Source organism: Desulfovibrio inopinatus DSM 10711, from assembly GCF_000429305.1.
GTDB lineage: Bacteria > Desulfobacterota > Desulfovibrionia > Desulfovibrionales > Desulfovibrionaceae > Alteridesulfovibrio > Alteridesulfovibrio inopinatus.
In genome coordinates, this window is sequence record NZ_AUBP01000001.1 from 371,964 (window position 1) to 388,811 (window position 16,848).

At 51.1% G+C, this 16,848-nt stretch carries 12 protein-coding genes; 7 read left to right on the top strand and 5 right to left on the bottom strand.

Going from position 1 to position 16,848, the window contains the following annotated elements; genetic code table 11:
- Nucleotides 1–49 precede the first annotated feature (49 nt).
- Nucleotides 50–3,589: a hypothetical protein gene (locus G451_RS0101660; RefSeq protein ID WP_027182907.1), complete on the bottom strand. Its 3,540-nt coding sequence runs from the start codon at nt 3,587–3,589 to the stop codon at nt 50–52.
- Between the two features lie 772 nt (nt 3,590–4,361).
- Between G451_RS0101660 and G451_RS0101665 the strand changes: the two genes are divergently transcribed.
- From G451_RS0101665 to G451_RS0101690, 6 genes are read left to right on the top strand one after another with little or no spacing between them, the layout of a single operon-like run.
- The gene (locus G451_RS0101665) at nt 4,362–4,658 is read left to right on the top strand and encodes an ArsR/SmtB family transcription factor (protein WP_027182908.1); all 297 of its coding nucleotides are present in this window, start codon (nt 4,362–4,364) and stop codon (nt 4,656–4,658) included.
- 48 nt (nt 4,659–4,706) lie between these two features.
- Nucleotides 4,707–5,798 carry a permease gene (locus tag G451_RS0101670; protein ID WP_034640163.1) on the top strand — a complete coding sequence of 364 codons (1,092 nt, stop codon included), beginning with the start codon at nt 4,707–4,709 and terminating at the stop codon, nt 5,796–5,798.
- A gap of 18 nt (nt 5,799–5,816) precedes the next feature.
- Complete coding sequence (locus G451_RS0101675; RefSeq protein ID WP_027182910.1) at nt 5,817–6,047, top strand: thioredoxin family protein; 231 nt, start codon at nt 5,817–5,819, stop codon at nt 6,045–6,047.
- A gap of 23 nt (nt 6,048–6,070) precedes the next feature.
- Entirely contained in the window at nt 6,071–6,445 is a 375-nt protein-coding gene (locus G451_RS0101680) for a putative zinc-binding protein (RefSeq protein WP_027182911.1), read from the top strand.
- 59 nt (nt 6,446–6,504) lie between these two features.
- A complete protein-coding gene (locus G451_RS0101685) occupies nt 6,505–6,873 on the top strand; it encodes a thioredoxin family protein (protein ID WP_084448318.1) in 369 nt (122 codons plus the stop codon).
- A 6-nt stretch (nt 6,874–6,879) separates the two neighbouring features.
- Nucleotides 6,880–7,587 (top strand): cytochrome c biogenesis CcdA family protein, encoded by a 708-nt coding sequence (locus G451_RS0101690; protein WP_027182913.1) that lies wholly within the window; start codon nt 6,880–6,882, stop codon nt 7,585–7,587.
- 140 nt (nt 7,588–7,727) lie between these two features.
- Here the strand turns inward: G451_RS0101690 and G451_RS0101695 are convergent, their stop codons facing one another.
- Complete coding sequence (locus G451_RS0101695; protein WP_027182914.1) at nt 7,728–9,257, bottom strand: glutamate synthase-related protein; 1,530 nt, start codon at nt 9,255–9,257, stop codon at nt 7,728–7,730.
- Between the two features lie 127 nt (nt 9,258–9,384).
- On the opposite strand from G451_RS0101695, the gene G451_RS0101700 reads away from it, so the two are divergent.
- On the top strand, nt 9,385–10,743 hold the full coding sequence (locus G451_RS0101700; protein WP_027182915.1) for an aminotransferase-like domain-containing protein: 1,359 nt from the start codon (nt 9,385–9,387) through the stop codon (nt 10,741–10,743).
- A gap of 128 nt (nt 10,744–10,871) precedes the next feature.
- On the opposite strand, the gene G451_RS0101705 is transcribed toward G451_RS0101700, so the two are convergent.
- From G451_RS0101705 to G451_RS35160, 3 genes are all read right to left on the bottom strand, one after another.
- Complete coding sequence (locus tag G451_RS0101705; protein WP_027182916.1) at nt 10,872–11,309, bottom strand: RipA family octameric membrane protein; 438 nt, start codon at nt 11,307–11,309, stop codon at nt 10,872–10,874.
- A gap of 46 nt (nt 11,310–11,355) precedes the next feature.
- Nucleotides 11,356–15,477: an nSTAND1 domain-containing NTPase gene (locus tag G451_RS26920; protein WP_051261012.1), complete on the bottom strand. Its 4,122-nt coding sequence runs from the start codon at nt 15,475–15,477 to the stop codon at nt 11,356–11,358.
- Between the two features lie 911 nt (nt 15,478–16,388).
- Nucleotides 16,389–16,520: a hypothetical protein gene (locus G451_RS35160; RefSeq protein ID WP_281171538.1), complete on the bottom strand. Its 132-nt coding sequence runs from the start codon at nt 16,518–16,520 to the stop codon at nt 16,389–16,391.
- Between the last annotated feature and the right edge of the window lie 328 nt (nt 16,521–16,848).

The window sequence follows — 16,848 nt, forward strand, 5'->3', positions numbered from 1 at the left end:
TGTGAGCTTGAACAATTAGGTGGTCACTTGGCAGGTTTATCAAGTTATATCATTCCTCTTCCCGTTTGTGTTCAGCAATAACTCGTTCAGCTTCTCGGTCATAGCCGTTCGCTAACCCTCTCAACGTATTGGCAAATCGATGAAGTCCAGCGTTTTCAATTTCTTCTGCTTTACTTCGGAACTGTTGAGCCAACATTCTCTCCGGCCTTCCTGTTGGGTCAACCCCATGAACCCCCCGTGAATTGTATATCCCCATACTGAAGCCATTGCGCATGTCATCAGCTTCACGATCATTTAGTGCCGTAGCGACAGCGCGGTGTATCCATAATCCGTCTGGATCTTTTGGGGTGTGAATCAATACTTCGCCAATACTGATGAGTGCAACTTCCAGGTGACCGGATTCTACACAGATGGTCTTTACTTTTTGGAGCCATTTGGTGAAACGTTCTCCACTATACGTTCCATTCTCCTGTGTCCCGGGCGGAGTTTTCCAGTTATGGAGTAGATTCCATGCATTTGTTGCGATAGCCATTGATTCTTTCGTAGCTGCCTTCGGTGTCTGGTCGTTTTCCTTGGATCGGTAAATCAATCGGATTACCTCAGAAAAGAACTCGGGGACATCGGCCAGCCTGCTCTCAAGGAGTTGAGGAGCGGCGTCTCTATCGCGGTCTAGCAAGGGAAGATATGCCCACTCCACGCTAAAGAGATCATCCTTGTTGACCGAAGGTTCCGCCTGAAGAAATTTTATCAGTTCGACGAGATTGTATTCGTCAATGGCGTATTTGGGCTCATTGGAAGAAAGAGCTGCGCGCAAGGCTCGAACACATTGATTCGTATCGATTGGCAGTTTACTGTGGCGCATCCTGCTCAGACAGTTGATTGCTGCATACGGTCTGCCGTATTCAATGAGTTTGTCGATAGCAATGGTAAGAGCGTCGTTAGCTTGGTAGGCATTGCCACCGGTGCGAGTCCAATACTCCCTCTCGTTTTTCTGAAGCCATTCAGAAGCTCGATCCCATGTTTCCTTGGTAAATGGCGTACAAGTCAGAAAGTGTCCTACTTGCTCTGGCGTCCAATCGGATTTGTCAATAGCGTCGCACCAATCCCAACCTTTGAGCTGGTAGCGCCGCCAGATAAAACCGCTCACTAATGCCTTATGCTTGTTGTCCGTTGAATTCAGAAAATGCGGAAAAAGGGACTGTTCCAACGCATCATCGGTAATAACTCCGAGCGCAAACCCAACCTTTTGGGGGGAAGATACTAATTCTGCAAATTGAATCACACCCTCGACACCATCTTGTTGAAAGACTTCCGATAAGGCTGTTTCTCGTCGCGCGTCGAGTTTCTCTTGCTGCTCCTCCTGATCGCCGCTTTTGTCGTAGAGATCAAAATCACGTTCAGTAAAGAGGTGCTGATATAAATTAAACGGGTTTGTAGGGGCGAGTTGTTTGGCAACTTGTTCAATGCAAGTAATCTGTTCGTCGGGTAGCGTCCATTTCGCATTCGGATACCTGCGGTGTTGCTTTGTGAATTTTGTGAGATGTTCCCAAATAGGAAGTCTTTGTTTTTCAGGAAGTTCTGAAATGGGCTGGGAGGCCAAAGCTTGGAGGAGTTGATTAAAAGCGGGTTCAGGGAGGTTGTCAAAATGGTCAATTAATGCAGAAAGTCGAGTTGTATTTTGGCCTGCGGCACCTACTACAAGTTCTGCGTAAAAAGTTATCTGCTCCCAGTATTCATGATGTGTAGCGCGTTCTTCCCGGTTGTCGGGGATTCTATTGCGCCATCTCGGTTTGTACGATCCGGAAGAGGTCTTCTGATGGTTGGGTAGGAGCTGGATGAGCAGATTCCAGGCTATATCTGGGCATTCATCAAGAATTGTCCGCACCGCCACCTTACGCTTGTCAACGGATGCCAGCGTTTGCGGCAGCCAAGGCAACAAAATGGTTACAAGCGAATTGGATGGACGATTGTCCCCCAGGCCACCGGGGGCATGGCTGGCAAGTTCACCAAGTACTACGCAAACACGAACGAGGTATTGTTCATTCCAGGCCAGACCTTCCAAAGCCCAGAGCAGGCCGGTTAAATAACTTTTCCCCGTGATGCCGTTGCATTCCTGGGAAAAAAGTTCATCAAATGGACTGGGCCTCAGACGCAACGCCTTTTCGACCGCAGTGAGAAATTCACGGGGAGCGGCTTCGGCCAGAGTGGGGAGTAAACCGTTCAGGCTGGCCCAAATAATCCAACCAGTATCAATCAGAAGTTCGCGTATCATTAATGTGCAGGTTACTTCAGCTTTCTCTTGCGAGCAGTTACTGCATGCGTCGGGCTGGGTGCCCAGAATGGCCAAGCCCTCGGCGATACCATTTCGCAATAGGTGCGAACACTTCAGCACTTTTCCATAAACGCTGGCCGCATATCGCTCTTCGATTGGTAGTTCAAAAGCGGGGTCTGGCTCTTTCAGTATGGAGACAGCCAGCGACCTAAACGTATCGAGGTTCTGGTCAAGGATGCGTGATCCTAGCAGGTTCCAAAGTTCGGTCCGATTGGCAACTTTCCATATACCATTTTTTAGAGACAGTGGGCTGTCAGAATAATGCAATATTTCTCGTGCTTTCCTTAGCCACTCGTCATAACTGATGCCGAGCAACTGGGATATAGCCTCAATGTCGCATTGACTCTTCTCTTGCCAAGCACCAATAAGAACAGCCAGCGCTAGATAGGTAGCGTCAGGGTGTTGGGCCCAATCGGTTTTAGGCTTCTTTTGTAGTGCTTTTAGCTCCTCGGGCATCTCCTCTACGGTTTTTTGCTTAAAAACTTCTAAAAGGTCGTCCGGCAGTTTCTCGACCGTGATGGTGCCGGCATCCTGATTCCATGCTTGTACGATATCGACAACCCTTGACCAGACCCACTGCGGATACTGCTGTTGAAATTGGGAAATGTGGGAATGCAACAGAGATAGGACAACACCGACCTCGTTACCAAGATCGTAGCCGAGTAAATGGAAGTGGTGCAGGAAGTCATAGAGCTCGTCTTTTGAAACATCGTTGTCACCGTTTGCTGTTTTCAGGTGATGTTGAATAACCTTGAGTTTCTCGGCGCTTCTAGGGGGGCTGAAATTCGTCTGCTGTACGTTTCTGAAGAATTCATTAACGTCTTTGGAGTGTCTCGTCTGGTTCAGCAGCCATTTTATATTCTTTGCATCGGTCGCGCTAAGTGGGCCTGTGATTAGCGCAATAATATCTTTCCCCTTTGTGAAGACTCTGGAATTATTGAAATCATTCCAGGCGGCTTGCACCACTTCCCCAAACAGAGGGCTTCCCTGTGTTATGGCAATAGAGTGCTTAACTTGACCGAGAAGTTTTCGGCGTTCCTTGCTATTTGGATTTTCTACAACAACAACGAGGTCGTCAGTATCAAATCCGTCGATCTTGCCTTGAAGTTTTATTTCCGCAATAGGCCAGCAAGGAAGACATGGAGCGTATCCGCCGGTGAGCATCAAAATGACAAAGGACGCTTGCACATGTGCTTCAAAATGAACGCCACCACCTCCCGTAGAAAAAGGATTACTGAGCTTTTTACCCATATTCATTTATCAGTCTCCTGTGCGGCTCTCGGCTAAGGGTGGTGGGCGTTGATGCAATCAACGTTGTCATTAACCGCTCCGAATGGAGGCACCGAGAGTGTGTTTTTGGGGGATCGGATAATCATATATCTAGTCGTTTTTCCTATGTCGGTGTCATGTTTTTTGAATAACCCTCTCTCTTCGAGAATTTTGAGAGCTCTTTCCTTCAAGGGTAATCTTGTGAGCTTTACGCTGTATTCGGTTCAAGGTTGCCTCGCCACGGAACTAAGAAAGAAAATTTTATAAGGACACTCAATCAAACGAATTTGGCCAGATAACACCAGAAAATCGAACCGAAATCCAGACCAAGACCTCTTTAAAATTCTACAAGTGTTCCAGATTCTTTTGGGGGCAATATTTTGTCAGTAGGAACGGAAGGTGGAAGATCAAATCAGTATGGGCAGTGGCGGATTGTTGGTTGAATCAACAAATAAGAGGTAGCCGTTGAAATTTATGGTAGAACTTTGGAGGCGATGGCTTATGAATAATATGAGAGTGTGTTGTGTTAACTGTTTGAGTTTATTGTGTTTTTGTTGGTATGAATAATTCTGTCTAAAGTCTTTGGGGATCAAAGAAAGTTTAGGTTCATCGATGATTATCGGAATTTGACGCTTAATAGTACTTTCATAACGGTATTGAACGACAGAAAATTGTATCTTCCTGTTGCAGCAAGCTTGACAATGCAGAACGCTTGGCTTATTTGCCAAATGAACGATGTGACGAACATGGAGCAAAAAGCATGCTGAAACCACTCAACCATTATGAAGCCCGAGCCAAGATCATGAAAGCCATGGCACACCCGTCGAGGCTCATGATGGTCGATGCTTTGTCGCATGGGGAACAGTGCGTGTGCGAGCTGACCGCTCTTGTTGGTCATGATATGTCGACGGTGTCCAAGCATCTCAAAATCCTGAAAGAGGCAGGCATTGTTGAGGACGAAAAACGTGGAAAACAAGCGTATTATCGCCTTAGAGTGCCCTGTGTTTTGAATTTTTTCAACTGCATGGAATCTGTTGTCACTGCGAACAAACCATAAAAAATTTTTATCCAATACTTGGCGAAGTCGCCAAGTGAGGTGGTTGTGATGAATAACGAAACAAACTCCGCGACGTGTGCATGCCAAACAGAGGCACATGTTTCAGGGAAAAAGGCAAAGTCAGGAACTCCCAAAATGATCGTGCTTGGTCTTGTTTGTGTTGGGATCTGGTACGCAATATACAGCCAGCTCCTCCCTTTTTCCGAATGGTTCAGCTATGCGCTTCTCGGGTTGTCGGCGGAAAGTCATCTCGGTTCAGCCGTACAATTCTTCGTGTACGACACCCCGAAGGTGCTCATGCTTCTGCTGATCGTGGTTTTTTTTGTCGGCATCCTTCGTTCGTTTGTGACTGTTGACTGGACGCGACGAGTTCTTGCTGGAAAGAAAGAATCGGTTGGGAATGTCCTCGCCGCGCTGCTTGGAGTTGTTACGCCTTTTTGTTCCTGCTCAGCGGTTCCCCTGTTTATCGGATTCATGACAGCTGGAGTCCCGCTCGGCGTGACATTCTCCTTTCTCATATCTGCCCCGATGGTCAACGAAATCGCTCTTGTACTTTTGTATGGCTTGCTCGGCTGGAAAATTGCCGCCTTATATTTCGTGACGGGGATTTGTGTCGCCATTGTCGCGGGTTGGACCATGGGGCGTATGAAGTTGGAAAATTATGTCGAAGATTGGGTCATGGCAATCCGTGCTGGCGAAAGCGGATTAAGCGACCAAAAGATGACTTGGCAGCAGCGGTTTGAATATGCGCTTGATTCCGTCAAAGACATCGTGGGGCGTGTCTGGAAGTACGTCGTGATTGGCATTGCTGTTGGCGCGGGAATTCACGGGTATGTGCCCGAAGGCTATCTGGCAGGCATCATGGGCGATTCCTCCTGGTGGTCGGTACCCCTTTCTGTCGTGATCGGTATCCCCATGTACACCAATGCGGCAGGCATCATTCCCATTGTGGAAGCTTTGCTCGGCAAGGGCGCGGCGCTCGGTACGGTCCTGGCCTTCATGATGAGCGTCATCGCGTTGTCATTTCCGGAAATGGTCATCCTTCGAAAAGTGCTCAAGCCTCGCTTGATCGCGATATTCATCGGTGTTGTCGGATGCGGCATTTTGTTTGTCGGCTATTTGTTCAACGCTGTGATCTAACATCTAAGGAGAAGAGTAATGAAGATTCAAGTAATGGGCCCTGGCTGCCCCAAATGCGCGGAAGCGGAAAAGAATGTGAAAGAAGCGGTTGCCGAAGCCGGTATCGAGGCTGAAGTTATCAAAGTATCTGATTTCCAGGAAATCGCGTCATTTGGAGTTTTCTCCACGCCGGCGGTTGCCATAGACGGTGAAGTCAAAGTTGTCGGTAAGGCTCCGAGCAAAAAAGACGTTCTCAAGTGGTTGAAATAACTTCTCTATAAGGAGATCCTCTCATGTCCAATTGCAGTTGTTCCTGTGGCACCGCCCCAAAGTATGTGGTTTCTTGCTCCGGTGCCGCCGATGTTGGTGAAGTGTCAGACCGGGCAGCTCGTGAATTGTCTCGCCAGGGAAAGGTAAAGATGTTCTGTTTGGCCGGGATCGGTGGTCGAATTTCGGGCATGCTAAAAAGCGCCGAGGCTGCAGATTTGCTCATTGCCATTGATGGTTGCCCCTTGGGCTGTGCGAGCAAAACATTGGAAGAAGCCGGATTTTCGGGTTTCGAGCAAGTCGAACTTCATACGCTCGGTTTAAAGAAAGGGGAATCCCCGGTATCTCAGGAACATATCAATATTGTTATTGAAGAAGCGACTAAACACATCACAGGATAAAATCCGTGGCTAAAAAAATAACGATTCTCGTCTGCTGCCTTCTTTTTGTGAGCATAGCCATGACGACGCTTCCTCGTGAAGCAAAAGCACAGGATGCATCGGTTTCGGCCTCTGATTTGATTTCCGGCAAGCCACAACAGTTGCCGAGAGAAGGCATGGTCACCATGGTGGACATCGGTGCTCATTCTTGTATTCCGTGCAAGATGATGACGCCGATTATTGAAGCGTTATCAAAAGAATATGAAGGAAGAGCCGTAATCGCATTTATTGACGTGTGGGAGCATCGGGAGGAAGGGGCCAAGTATGGCATTCGTGCAATACCGACGCAGATATTCTACGATGCACACGGTAAAGAGCAATATCGGCACGTTGGCTTTCTGGATAAAGAAAGGATCGTTGCGAAGCTGACCGAACTTGGCGTCAAATAGTTTCGTATGGATCAGATATTTATCCTCATCAATCAATGGATGACAGGCGGGGTGCTGCTCGGTGCGTTGGGATGCTTCCTTTGGGGGGTGGTCAGCGTACTCTTCAGCCCCTGCCATCTGGCATCCATTCCGCTTATCGTCGGGTATGTCGCGGGGCAGCACAAGATAATTGAGGGACGTCAAGCAACGGTTTACGCAATTCTCTTCACAACCGGACTGTTTCTCACCATCGCGACCATTGGGATTGTTTGCTCTCTGCTTGGACGAATGCTCGGTGACGTCGGTCCGTATTGGACCCTTGTGGTAGGCCTCGTACTCCTTTGGGTCGGCTTGGACATGTTGGGTGTCGTCAAATGCTCGATGTCTGGCGGGTGGATGGCCAAGCTGAAGGTGCAAGGGATTCTGGGAGCATTTATCCTCGGACTTGCCTACGGAGTCCTGTCCGGGGCGTGCACGTTTGGCTTCATCGCTCCCATCCTCGCCATCATCACCGTTCAGGAAAAGATTGCCACCGGCGTCATCTTCATCGTGCTTTTCGGCATCGGACATTGCATTCCTATCGCCGTAGCAGGCGGCTCAACCGCTCTGATCAAGAAACTCCTCGCTAATTCTGCATGGCAGCGTGGCGAGATACTCTTTCGACGGGTAGCAGGTGTAATGATCGGACTTCTTGGAGTATATTTTATTGTTCAACCATTTATATCAACGTCATAGGGACAATGGGGCAGTATCACAAGGGGACTTGAGCGTCCCCTGTATTTTGCCTTCATCATAACCGAAGCGAGGAATCTCAATAAAACAGCGTCGTTTTTTCTTTTTGGGCGCAAAAGTTGAAGAATAAAGCCGATATCGCTCTATTCGACGGGATGCATGAACCAGCTGTTGTTCAGCAGTGCTCTCGCGTCGTGGGTAAGCGGAATGAGATCGCTTTTGTCCCATAAACCCACATCGAATTTTCTGTTGAGTGCCCCAAAGTGCCGGAGACCGAAGGCGATTTTGTTGAGATAGGAAAATACGCCGATGGTCCCGGTGGAAAACGAGTTCGCCTCGACGCCGTACAGGGCGCGCAAGTCGGGCAGGTCGGCGAATAATTCTTCGACCGTGGAGCCGAGTTTCGCATATTGTTTGGGAATGTCGCCGCGTTGAATGGCCTCCCCGATATTCTTCCCGGTCATGGCAGCCGCCATGGCAGCGCGGCACAATCCGATGCCGAGAACGTGACCGTCGCCATAGGCCAACCCTTTGAATACGTGATCTTCACTGGCAAACCCACCCGTCATGACGATGGCTGGGAGTGTTGCGTTTTCTGCTTTCAACCGTTTGCACATGCGTACAACGGCATCTTCAAGACAAATGGTCGGTAACGACCATTCATTCATCATTTTTGATGGGCTGTATCCGGAGCCGCCACCGGCCCCATCAAATGTAATCATATCCACCTGGTTGTCACAGGCTATGCGCAGAACGCGTTCTATATCGGCCAGATCATAGCCAGCCATTTTGAAGTAGATATTTTTCGCTCCCCATTCCCGCAAAGACGTTATGTATTCGGCGAGGGACTCCTCCGTCCACATGGGGAGTCTGCTGTAGGAAGCAAAGTTCGGACACACGCCATTGCGGTACGCTTCCTGGATTTCCGGCTTGCTTGGGTCGGGATGGACGATGTTGCCCATTTTTTGCTGTTTGAGCGCTGTTTCCAGATCCTTGATGCGTATCACTGGCTGGGTACCTTTGGCCGCCTGACCGAATTTAATTTCTATGGCTTCGGCGCCATATTTTTGGAGAACTAACTGTGGTATTCCCGATCGGATATCTTCGAGATTGCACTGGACGACAATTTGTGCATAGCCACGGTCGTATCGACGAAAACAATCGAGGGCCTGTTTGTAAAGCGGGCAGGCGGTCGTAACGCCGCTTTCAATGATACAATTCGGGTCGTTGTTTCTTGCATGTTCGCCGATAACACAGGTCACTCCCGCCATGGCCGCTCCAGAAAAATAGTCCTGCCAGTTCAGCTTGATAAGCGCTGGCAAGATGATGGGCAAGGCCATCGTCACGGGATTGTGCGCGCCATAGGTACATTCAAGGTTCACGTTGTAGATGGTAGCGTCTTCGGGATTGTCCACGCCCTGTGCGCCGAACACGCGGCCATTGATGTTGAAATGTGAAAAATCAATGGGATAATCCTTTTCCGATGCGATTTGGTTGTTCCCCGTTGTTGTCGGATAGACGGTTTGCGATCCCAGAACTGCGGCTTGCGCCAGCTCACAGACGCTATCGCAATCCGCTGTGCATAATGAGCACATGCCGGATTGCGGAGACAGAAACCGACTGCGGTTTTTTCCTTGGGTGAACCCGGAACTCAGAGACGGTGAATATGACATGGTGTGCTCCATGGGGACACTGGATTGACAGTGTTTTGAAAGTGATAGATCTTCTCGCATTTACTGTCGCTATTGTTGTAATTCAAACGGTTTATTGTTTGACAAACAATATTTCTCCGAGGTCGCAATGTGGCGTCCATCGCAACTCAGTTCAACGAGTTCCAAATACATTGCTATTGTCGATGCCCTTGAAGCGGACATCCGTGAAGGCAAAGTCTTGCCGGGAGCCCAGTTACCGCCGCAACGAGAGCTGGCGGACGCGCTTTCTGTCAATCTGACGACCATTTCGAGAGCATATCGGGAGGCAGAGCGCCGGGGGCTGGTTAAGGGAACCGTCGGGCGGGGGACGTTTGTTCCGTCGGGCGTTGCCAAAACCCTTGAAAAACCCAAGTCCACGCTGTTTGCGACGGGTGCTATAGAGATGGGCATCGTGTTTTCGCTTAACCATTTGGAGCCGTCATTGGAGGACGGATTCGCCAAGCTGGCCGCGAAACAAGAGTTATCCACGTTCCGATGTTACAGCGAACCGGTCGGGCTCCCGGAACATCGTGAGATCGGTGCCGAGTGGGCCAAATTGTTTGGGTTTGATGTCGGCATTGATCGGGTGGTCGTCACGGCAGGCGCGCAACATGCGTTGACGTGCACGCTGATGGCGTGTTGTACGCCCGGCGATATCATTGCTGTCGATTGTCTCACGTATTCCGGTATGAAGAATCTGGCGGCCATGATGAATATTCGGTTAGCGCCTATCGAAATGGATAAAGAAGGCATGATACCCACCAGGTTGCGGGCCGCCTGCACAAGTCGGGTGATAAAAGGCATTTACCTCATGCCTGCGTTCCACAATCCCACAGGAACGACCATGTGCGCCAGTCGTCGCCATGAGTTGCTCAACATTATTGAAGAACATGGTTTGCTTCTGATAGAGGACGATCCCTACTATTTCCTGGCGAACGAAGCGCAACCGGCTATGTCGTCGTTTGTGCCGGGCCAGAGCGTCTTTATCGGGAGCTTTTCCAAGATTCTCCATGCCGGTTTGCGAGTCGCATTCGTTGTCGCGTCCGCCCCCCTGCGCGAGCGGTTAGCGGCAGCGGTATACAATACCATTTGGATGGCCCCAGCGTTGAATACGGCCATTATTTGCAATGCCCTCGTCGAAGGGGTGGTTGAACGAGTCATTCAAGCCAAAATTTCGGAAGCAATGCGTCGAAATCGCATAGCCCGTTCCATGCTTCCGTTTTCCGCGAACACCGTGTTCGGCAAAGGTTTTTACGTCTGGTACCAACTCCCTCAACCATGGTCAGGATACGCCTTTGAGGCGCAGGCTCGACAGCGTGGGGTGAATATCAACTGCGCCGAACAGTTCGCCGTGGGAAGCCCAAAGATACCTCCAGCCGTTCGAATTTGCCTGACGGCAACCAACACAAAACGCGAACTGACTTTGGGATTGTCTCGGTTAGTTGATATTTTGGAAGTTGGGGAATGATTGCTGATGGAGTTGGGTGACGAGGTAAGCCTGCTATAGAGTGATTCATCTACGTCTCTTGTTTGATTGTCAGAATCGTGGTTTTGCTTCGTGTCCACAGCTCTGTAGCAGGGTCACTGTGCACGAAGTTAAAATAGAGCAGCAAGTATTAGGATTGCATATAGCCCAATGAATCCCCAGGGAACTCTTCCCTCGACGCCCGAAAAGGGACGTCGACCTAATGCGTTATAGATTTCCTGCTCGCGTTTAAAAAGAGGGAGAGCCAGATTGGCTTCAATTTCATGCAGCAGTATAAATTTCGCCTTGTTGAGCTTCTGAAAGGAGGACAGCAAGGCGAGCCAGGTCAAACAGACAAACACGCCGGTCACTGGAATGGCCAACATCCAAATCATGGCGTCGTCTGGCCCAATCACACTTCCTTTTTTGAGGTAACCATAGAAACCAATAATGGCCGTATTGACGCTGAGCATCCAGCCATTAGTTCGATAGCGCCTGTCGCTGATCTTCTCGGCGGTCTCGAGATAGAGCGTGTACAGGGCGAGCCGGTCATGTTTGTCTTCACACATGGCGTGTTCCTTATGCTGCGGCACTCTGTTGAAGGTTCTGCAGGGCTCAGTGTTCTTCGCATCCGTCAACACGCAGGAAGTACTTGCACTCTTGCGCATGGTTGAGGGGTTTTATGCGGTCCAGCAGACGTCGGGACGAATCCAGGAGTGCTTCCAACGGGAGGCTCTCCCATACCCGGACGATGTCGTCCACAGCGGCGGTGACGATACGCGTTCCGTCCGGCGAAAACGCCGCTGTGCTTAAACCATCAGTATGTCCGTGGAGCATGACCTGTTGTTTGCCCGTGGCCGCGTCCCAGATTCGGGCGGTGCAATCTCCCGAGGCAGTGACGATGCGTGTACCGTCCGGGGAATACGCCGCACTCATCACCTCCTCGTCATGGCCGCGCAGCACAGCCAATTCTTTATCCGTGACCGCGTCCCAAATCCGGGCGGTGTCATCATCCGAGGCGGTGACGATGCGCGTCCCGTCCGGTGAAAACGCAGCGCTATACACCCTAGAATCATGGCCGCGCAGCACGGCTAGTTGTTTGCCCGTGGCCGCGTCCCAGATTCGGGCGGTGCCATCATCCGAGGCAGTGACGATGCGTGTACCGTCCGGGGAATACGCCGCACTCTCCACCCCATTGTCATGGCCGCGCAGCACAGCCAATTCTTTATCCGTGACCGCGTCCCAAATCCGGGCGGTGTCATCATCCGAGGCGGTGACGATGCGCGTCCCGTCCGGGGAATATTCAGCGCTGTTCACCCTAGAATCATGGCCGCGCAGCACGGACAGTTCTTTGCCCGTGGCAGCATCCCAGACCCTGGCTAAATTATCCCAGGAAGCGGTGACGATGCGCGTCCCGTCTGGTGAAAACGCTGTGTTTGTGAACGATAAGTCATGGCCGTGCAACACGATCAGCTCTTTGCCCATGGCTGCGTCCCAGATTCGGGCGGTATGATCCACGGAAGCGGTGACGATGCGTGTACTGTCCGGTGAAAACGCCGCACAGGTCGTAATAATACCATGTTCGAGCCGCACCCCCAGCCTTTCGGCCATGGCCGGATCCCAGACCTGGGCGGTGTCATCATCCGAGGCGGTGACGATGCGCGGTCCGTCTGGGGAATACGCAACGTTGGTCTCAGTAGAATCATGTCCGTGCAGGACAGCTCGTCCTTGGGCCATGGCCGGGTCCCAGATCCGGGCTGTATTATCCCAGGAAGCAGTGACGATACGCGTTCCGTCCGGGGAATATTCAGCGCTGGTCACCCCATTGTCATGGCCGCTCAGCACGGCCAGCTGTTTGCCCGTGGCTGCATCCCATACCCGGGCAGTATCGTCAGGCGAGGCTGTGACGATGCGCGTCCCGTCCGGTGAAAACGCAGCGCTATCCACCCAAGAATCATGTCCGCGCAGCACGGCCAACTGTTTGCCCGTGGCTGCATCCCAGACCCTGGCTAAATTATCCCTGGAAGCGGTGACGATGCGCGTCCCGTCTGGTGAAAACGTAGCGTTTACCACAGAATCACCATGGCCGCTCAGCACGGCCAACTGTTTGCCCGTGGCAGCATCCCAGATCCGGGCTGTATTATCCCAGGAAGCAGTGACGATACGCGTCCCGTCCGGGGAATATTCAGCGCTGGTCACGCTAAAATCATGGCCGCGTAGCACGGCCAGCTGTTTGCCCGTGTCCGCGTCCCATACCCGGACGGTATCATCATCCGAGGCGGTGACGATGCGCGTCCCGTCTGGTGAATACGCCGCGCTATTCACTGGGTCCCCATATCCGCGCAGCACGGCCAATTCTTTGCCCGTGGTTGCGTCCCAGATCCGGGCGGTGCCATCATGCGAGGCGGTGACGATGCGCGTCCCGTCTGGTGAATACGCCGCGCTATTCACTGGGTCCCCATCTCCGCGCAGCACGGCCAATTCTTTGCCCGTGGTTGCGTCCCAGATCCGGGCGGTGCCATCATGCGAGGCGGTGACGATGCGCGTCCCGTCCGGTGAATACGCCTCGCTGCTCACTCCATCTCCATGGCCACGCAGCACGCACACAAGGTTGACTCGGCCTATGGCTGCACGAATAATGTGGTATACTGACGCCTCCTGCTCTATGCGGGGCCACTGGCTACGCATATCCCTCGGAAATATCGACATTGCCACAGTCAACGCTTCGGTGAACAGGCCTTGCTCGTAGAGGGCTTTAGCCGTGGCTGCCCGATACCGCCCCTGCTCAATGCGTGTCGCGAACAGTTGCGTCTCCAGTGAAGCGTTCATTTGAGAGGTTTTCCCCCACAATATTAACAAGACGACGACGACAGCTGCGACTAACGCCATCATCCACCGGCGCAGCTTTGCTGCAGAGGCCGTTCGCGCCGCATCAAGCTTCATGCTTTGTTGTATGAACATCACGTCAGGCCCTGCTAATGATGCTTCCCTTGCCCGCATCCAAAAACAGGCCGTTTCGAGCGGTAGGCCCATGAGCACCGCGGTGTCCTTTTTCTCCTGCGGGGCGGACTCCCATTCCAGACGGGCCGCCTCTAGTTGACCTTTCCAGATGAGGAATTCTCGTTCCTGATCCAGCCAGCGAGTCAATCGAGGCCAAGCGCGTAACAACGCTTCGTGGCCCACCTCAACGGATGGCCCACCGGCTTGTTCGGAGGTGACCAGCAACCGCCAATCTTTTCCCGTTAATTCTTGAGAAAGCCCCCATTCTTTAGGAGTACACTCCGTTTTCGTTGCCTGACGGCGAACCACATCACCTTGTTTCGGCACATGGGTGAGGCGCAGTGTAAACAACCGTTGCAGTTCCCTCTCATCTTTAGCATGTTGTTCCAGGAATCGTTCTGCCCGGAGTGCAAGAGACTTGCCCATATCAAAACCGGCAGCGAAGCGCATCACGCCATCCGACGTCTCGTCACGGCGCATGGTCTCCCAGGTCTCGGTCATCATATACGAAAGCAGCGGCAGAGCGCCGCTCTCTTTCGCGGTTGCCTCAGCAATCATCGACACGATTTCAGCAGATTCAAAGCGCGCCCCCAACATATCGGCAGGCTTATGAATCACCTTTTCGAGCTGTTCGCGGGTCAATGACGGCACATCAATGCGTTCCGTCACATCAAACAGTGCCTGATCATCCTGGAGGTGACCGTAAAAGTCCGAACGTAGACTGGTCAGGACGGAGAACTCAGGCATGCCCACCGCAGCGGCCACCAGCTCTGAGAATCGCTTAGCCTCGTTCGTCCCGGAGCGGGAGTAGAGTTCTTCCCCCTGGTCTATATACAAGAGAAATCGCGCTGGCGGCGCGGCTTTGGTGCGCTCAGCGATACAGTCTTGCGCTACTTGGATAAGCCCGCTGAGGTCGGCACCGTTTTTGAAATTATTCTCCCACTGCAATGCCTGGGCCTCAACCCGAGCTGAGTCATCACTGATCCAGGTCTGGTTAAACCCGCGCGCCAGCGCCAACAAGGGGCGCTCCCCAGGTCGGATCACCACGGGTAGCCACGCCACACTATCTAGTAGCCCTTTGGGCCAGGGAAGATTCATATCCACAGGCCGGAGTTGACTGCGTAGGGCGGCCAAAACCCCGGCATTGACGATGGATGATTTCCCCACACCGGAGTTACCTACGAGGGTCAACACTTTATTCCGGTGAGAATGAAGCTGGGCGATGATCTGGTCTGTTAGGTCCTCACGACCGAAGAAATGGGCTGCATCTGCCGAGCCCATGGCCTGCAGCCCACAGTAGGGATTGATCTCGCGCCAAAGAGGCTGCCTCGCTGCTCCTACATCAGCGTTCTGAACGACTGCGCTGATCTGGTCGATTACACGATCAAAATGATTGTCGTCAAAACGAAGGCGGTGAAGTTGGTGTAAAAACTGCAAGCCCGGACTCTCTTCGCCAAGGAGAATAGGGATAATGTGTGGTTTCTCGTTGGTGCGGTTTAGGCGTAGGGCTTCGTAATACTCTAGCTCCTGCCACGTCCCGACGTGGCTGCCGAGTAAAAGCAGCACGATATCCGCGCGCTCGATCTCCTCGCCGAGTTGCGGCAACCAGTAAGCGCCGCCAATATTACTGCGCGGGGCAAAATACGAAGCAAAGCCCGGCAGTACCTTCATAAGGGCTTTGTTCAGTTTATCTGCAACTTTTTGATCAATACTATTGTAGCTGATAAATGCGCGCATAACGCTCTCGGTAAGCTGAAGTAAGAAAAAACAGTGGATTCGAAGAACTGAGACACATTCGAAAATCCACTTTGTGTTCTATCCTGCCGATCAAAATCCGAGCACTATTCCTCCTGGTCTAAGTATATATCACTTTTTTGTTTTTTCGGTTAGAAGGGGCGTGCGCTCGCTCTGTCTGGTAGATTTATTATCTATATATCTATAGCCATGAGGCCGTCAATGGGGTTGGTTGGTTCTCCATCAAAGACAGGCTCTCCAAGTTCGGTTTTCCCTCAAAGACGGGGGCAGAACCTGAGAGCAGTCCAAAAGAAAAGGCCTGAAAGTCGAACTTCCAGACCTTGAATGTTTTTCTGGTGGGCTGGAGAGAATTGAATCTACGGCCTCTTGAATGCCATTCTTGGTGAATGTTTAAGGAGTGTTGATTTTATTGGTTTTTATGGGTGGCCAGTGAACATTCTTGTCGGAATTCTAGAGGAATATCGCGGAATCCCGGTTCACCGATGGGGCGCCGGTATTTGATGCTTACTGTATTTATAATTACATCACTCTGGTGCATCTTAATTGTACTATGTTTATTGCTTGTACGAATCCTGGGCTTTGAAAAGAGTGGTTAACGTCGTGTTCACAACTCTGTAGCAGGATCAAGGTTATAGGCTGAGGAGAGAGGAACCTTCCGTCCAAGCCTTTTTTCGAGAGCTTGATAGACCTCGTTCACGACAAGGATTCCTCCTTCTTTAGCTTTCTGAAGAAACGGCTCAAGAAGATCTTTCTCTGCTTCAGGTGTCAGGTTTTGAAGCCTTCTTCCACCTGTTCCAAGCTTTTGATTGACCGTACACGCACCAGCCTGGATGAATTCAGTCCTGGCCTGGGAAGTTCATCGTAGAGAGCGACCTATCAAAAGAGCCGTTTGCTCAAGAGAAATCCCCATTTCCAATGGAAAAAACAACGGCTTGGAGCTGTCGGAATTCGTCGACAGTCTTCGCTTTGCTTAAAGCGCATCTTGCTTGCTCAAGAAGCTCCTTGCCTTTTGGATACCGTCCCATATGAATCTCCTTACGAGGAGTTACTATGGCATACTGGAGTTAAAATTTGAATTAGCCCGACTGAGCCTTGAGTTTTTCACAACCGGCTACTTGGCCTGGACAAAAAGAATGGCGAATTTGAAATTTAGAGCCAGACACGTGCCATGCCCATACGTGTTAACCATACTCGGAGCGAAGGTAACAGCGCCGATATACTCCGTGATGGATAGAGCTGTTTATCAAAAGTATGAAAACAAGAAGTGACATTTTTTTAGGCAAGAAAACAGTTGTCACGAAAATATAAGTATAAGTGATTGTTTAATTTTTCTTGAAAAACATATTTTTTATA

Bases quoted from the DNA above. Each gene is read 5' to 3' on its own strand.
- G451_RS0101660 (WP_027182907.1), bottom strand. From the start codon at position 3,589: ATGAATATGGGTAAAAAGCTCAGTAATCCTTTTTCTACGGGAGGTGGT.
- G451_RS0101665 (WP_027182908.1), top strand. From the start codon at position 4,362: ATGCTGAAACCACTCAACCATTATGAAGCCCGAGCCAAGATCATGAAA.
- G451_RS0101670 (WP_034640163.1), top strand. From the start codon at position 4,707: ATGAATAACGAAACAAACTCCGCGACGTGTGCATGCCAAACAGAGGCA.
- G451_RS0101675 (WP_027182910.1), top strand. From the start codon at position 5,817: ATGAAGATTCAAGTAATGGGCCCTGGCTGCCCCAAATGCGCGGAAGCG.
- G451_RS0101680 (WP_027182911.1), top strand. From the start codon at position 6,071: ATGTCCAATTGCAGTTGTTCCTGTGGCACCGCCCCAAAGTATGTGGTT.
- G451_RS0101685 (WP_084448318.1), top strand. From the start codon at position 6,505: ATGACGACGCTTCCTCGTGAAGCAAAAGCACAGGATGCATCGGTTTCG.
- G451_RS0101690 (WP_027182913.1), top strand. From the start codon at position 6,880: ATGGATCAGATATTTATCCTCATCAATCAATGGATGACAGGCGGGGTG.
- G451_RS0101695 (WP_027182914.1), bottom strand. From the start codon at position 9,257: ATGTCATATTCACCGTCTCTGAGTTCCGGGTTCACCCAAGGAAAAAAC.
- G451_RS0101700 (WP_027182915.1), top strand. From the start codon at position 9,385: ATGTGGCGTCCATCGCAACTCAGTTCAACGAGTTCCAAATACATTGCT.
- G451_RS0101705 (WP_027182916.1), bottom strand. From the start codon at position 11,309: ATGTGTGAAGACAAACATGACCGGCTCGCCCTGTACACGCTCTATCTC.
- G451_RS26920 (WP_051261012.1), bottom strand. From the start codon at position 15,477: ATGCGCGCATTTATCAGCTACAATAGTATTGATCAAAAAGTTGCAGAT.
- G451_RS35160 (WP_281171538.1), bottom strand. From the start codon at position 16,520: ATGGGACGGTATCCAAAAGGCAAGGAGCTTCTTGAGCAAGCAAGATGC.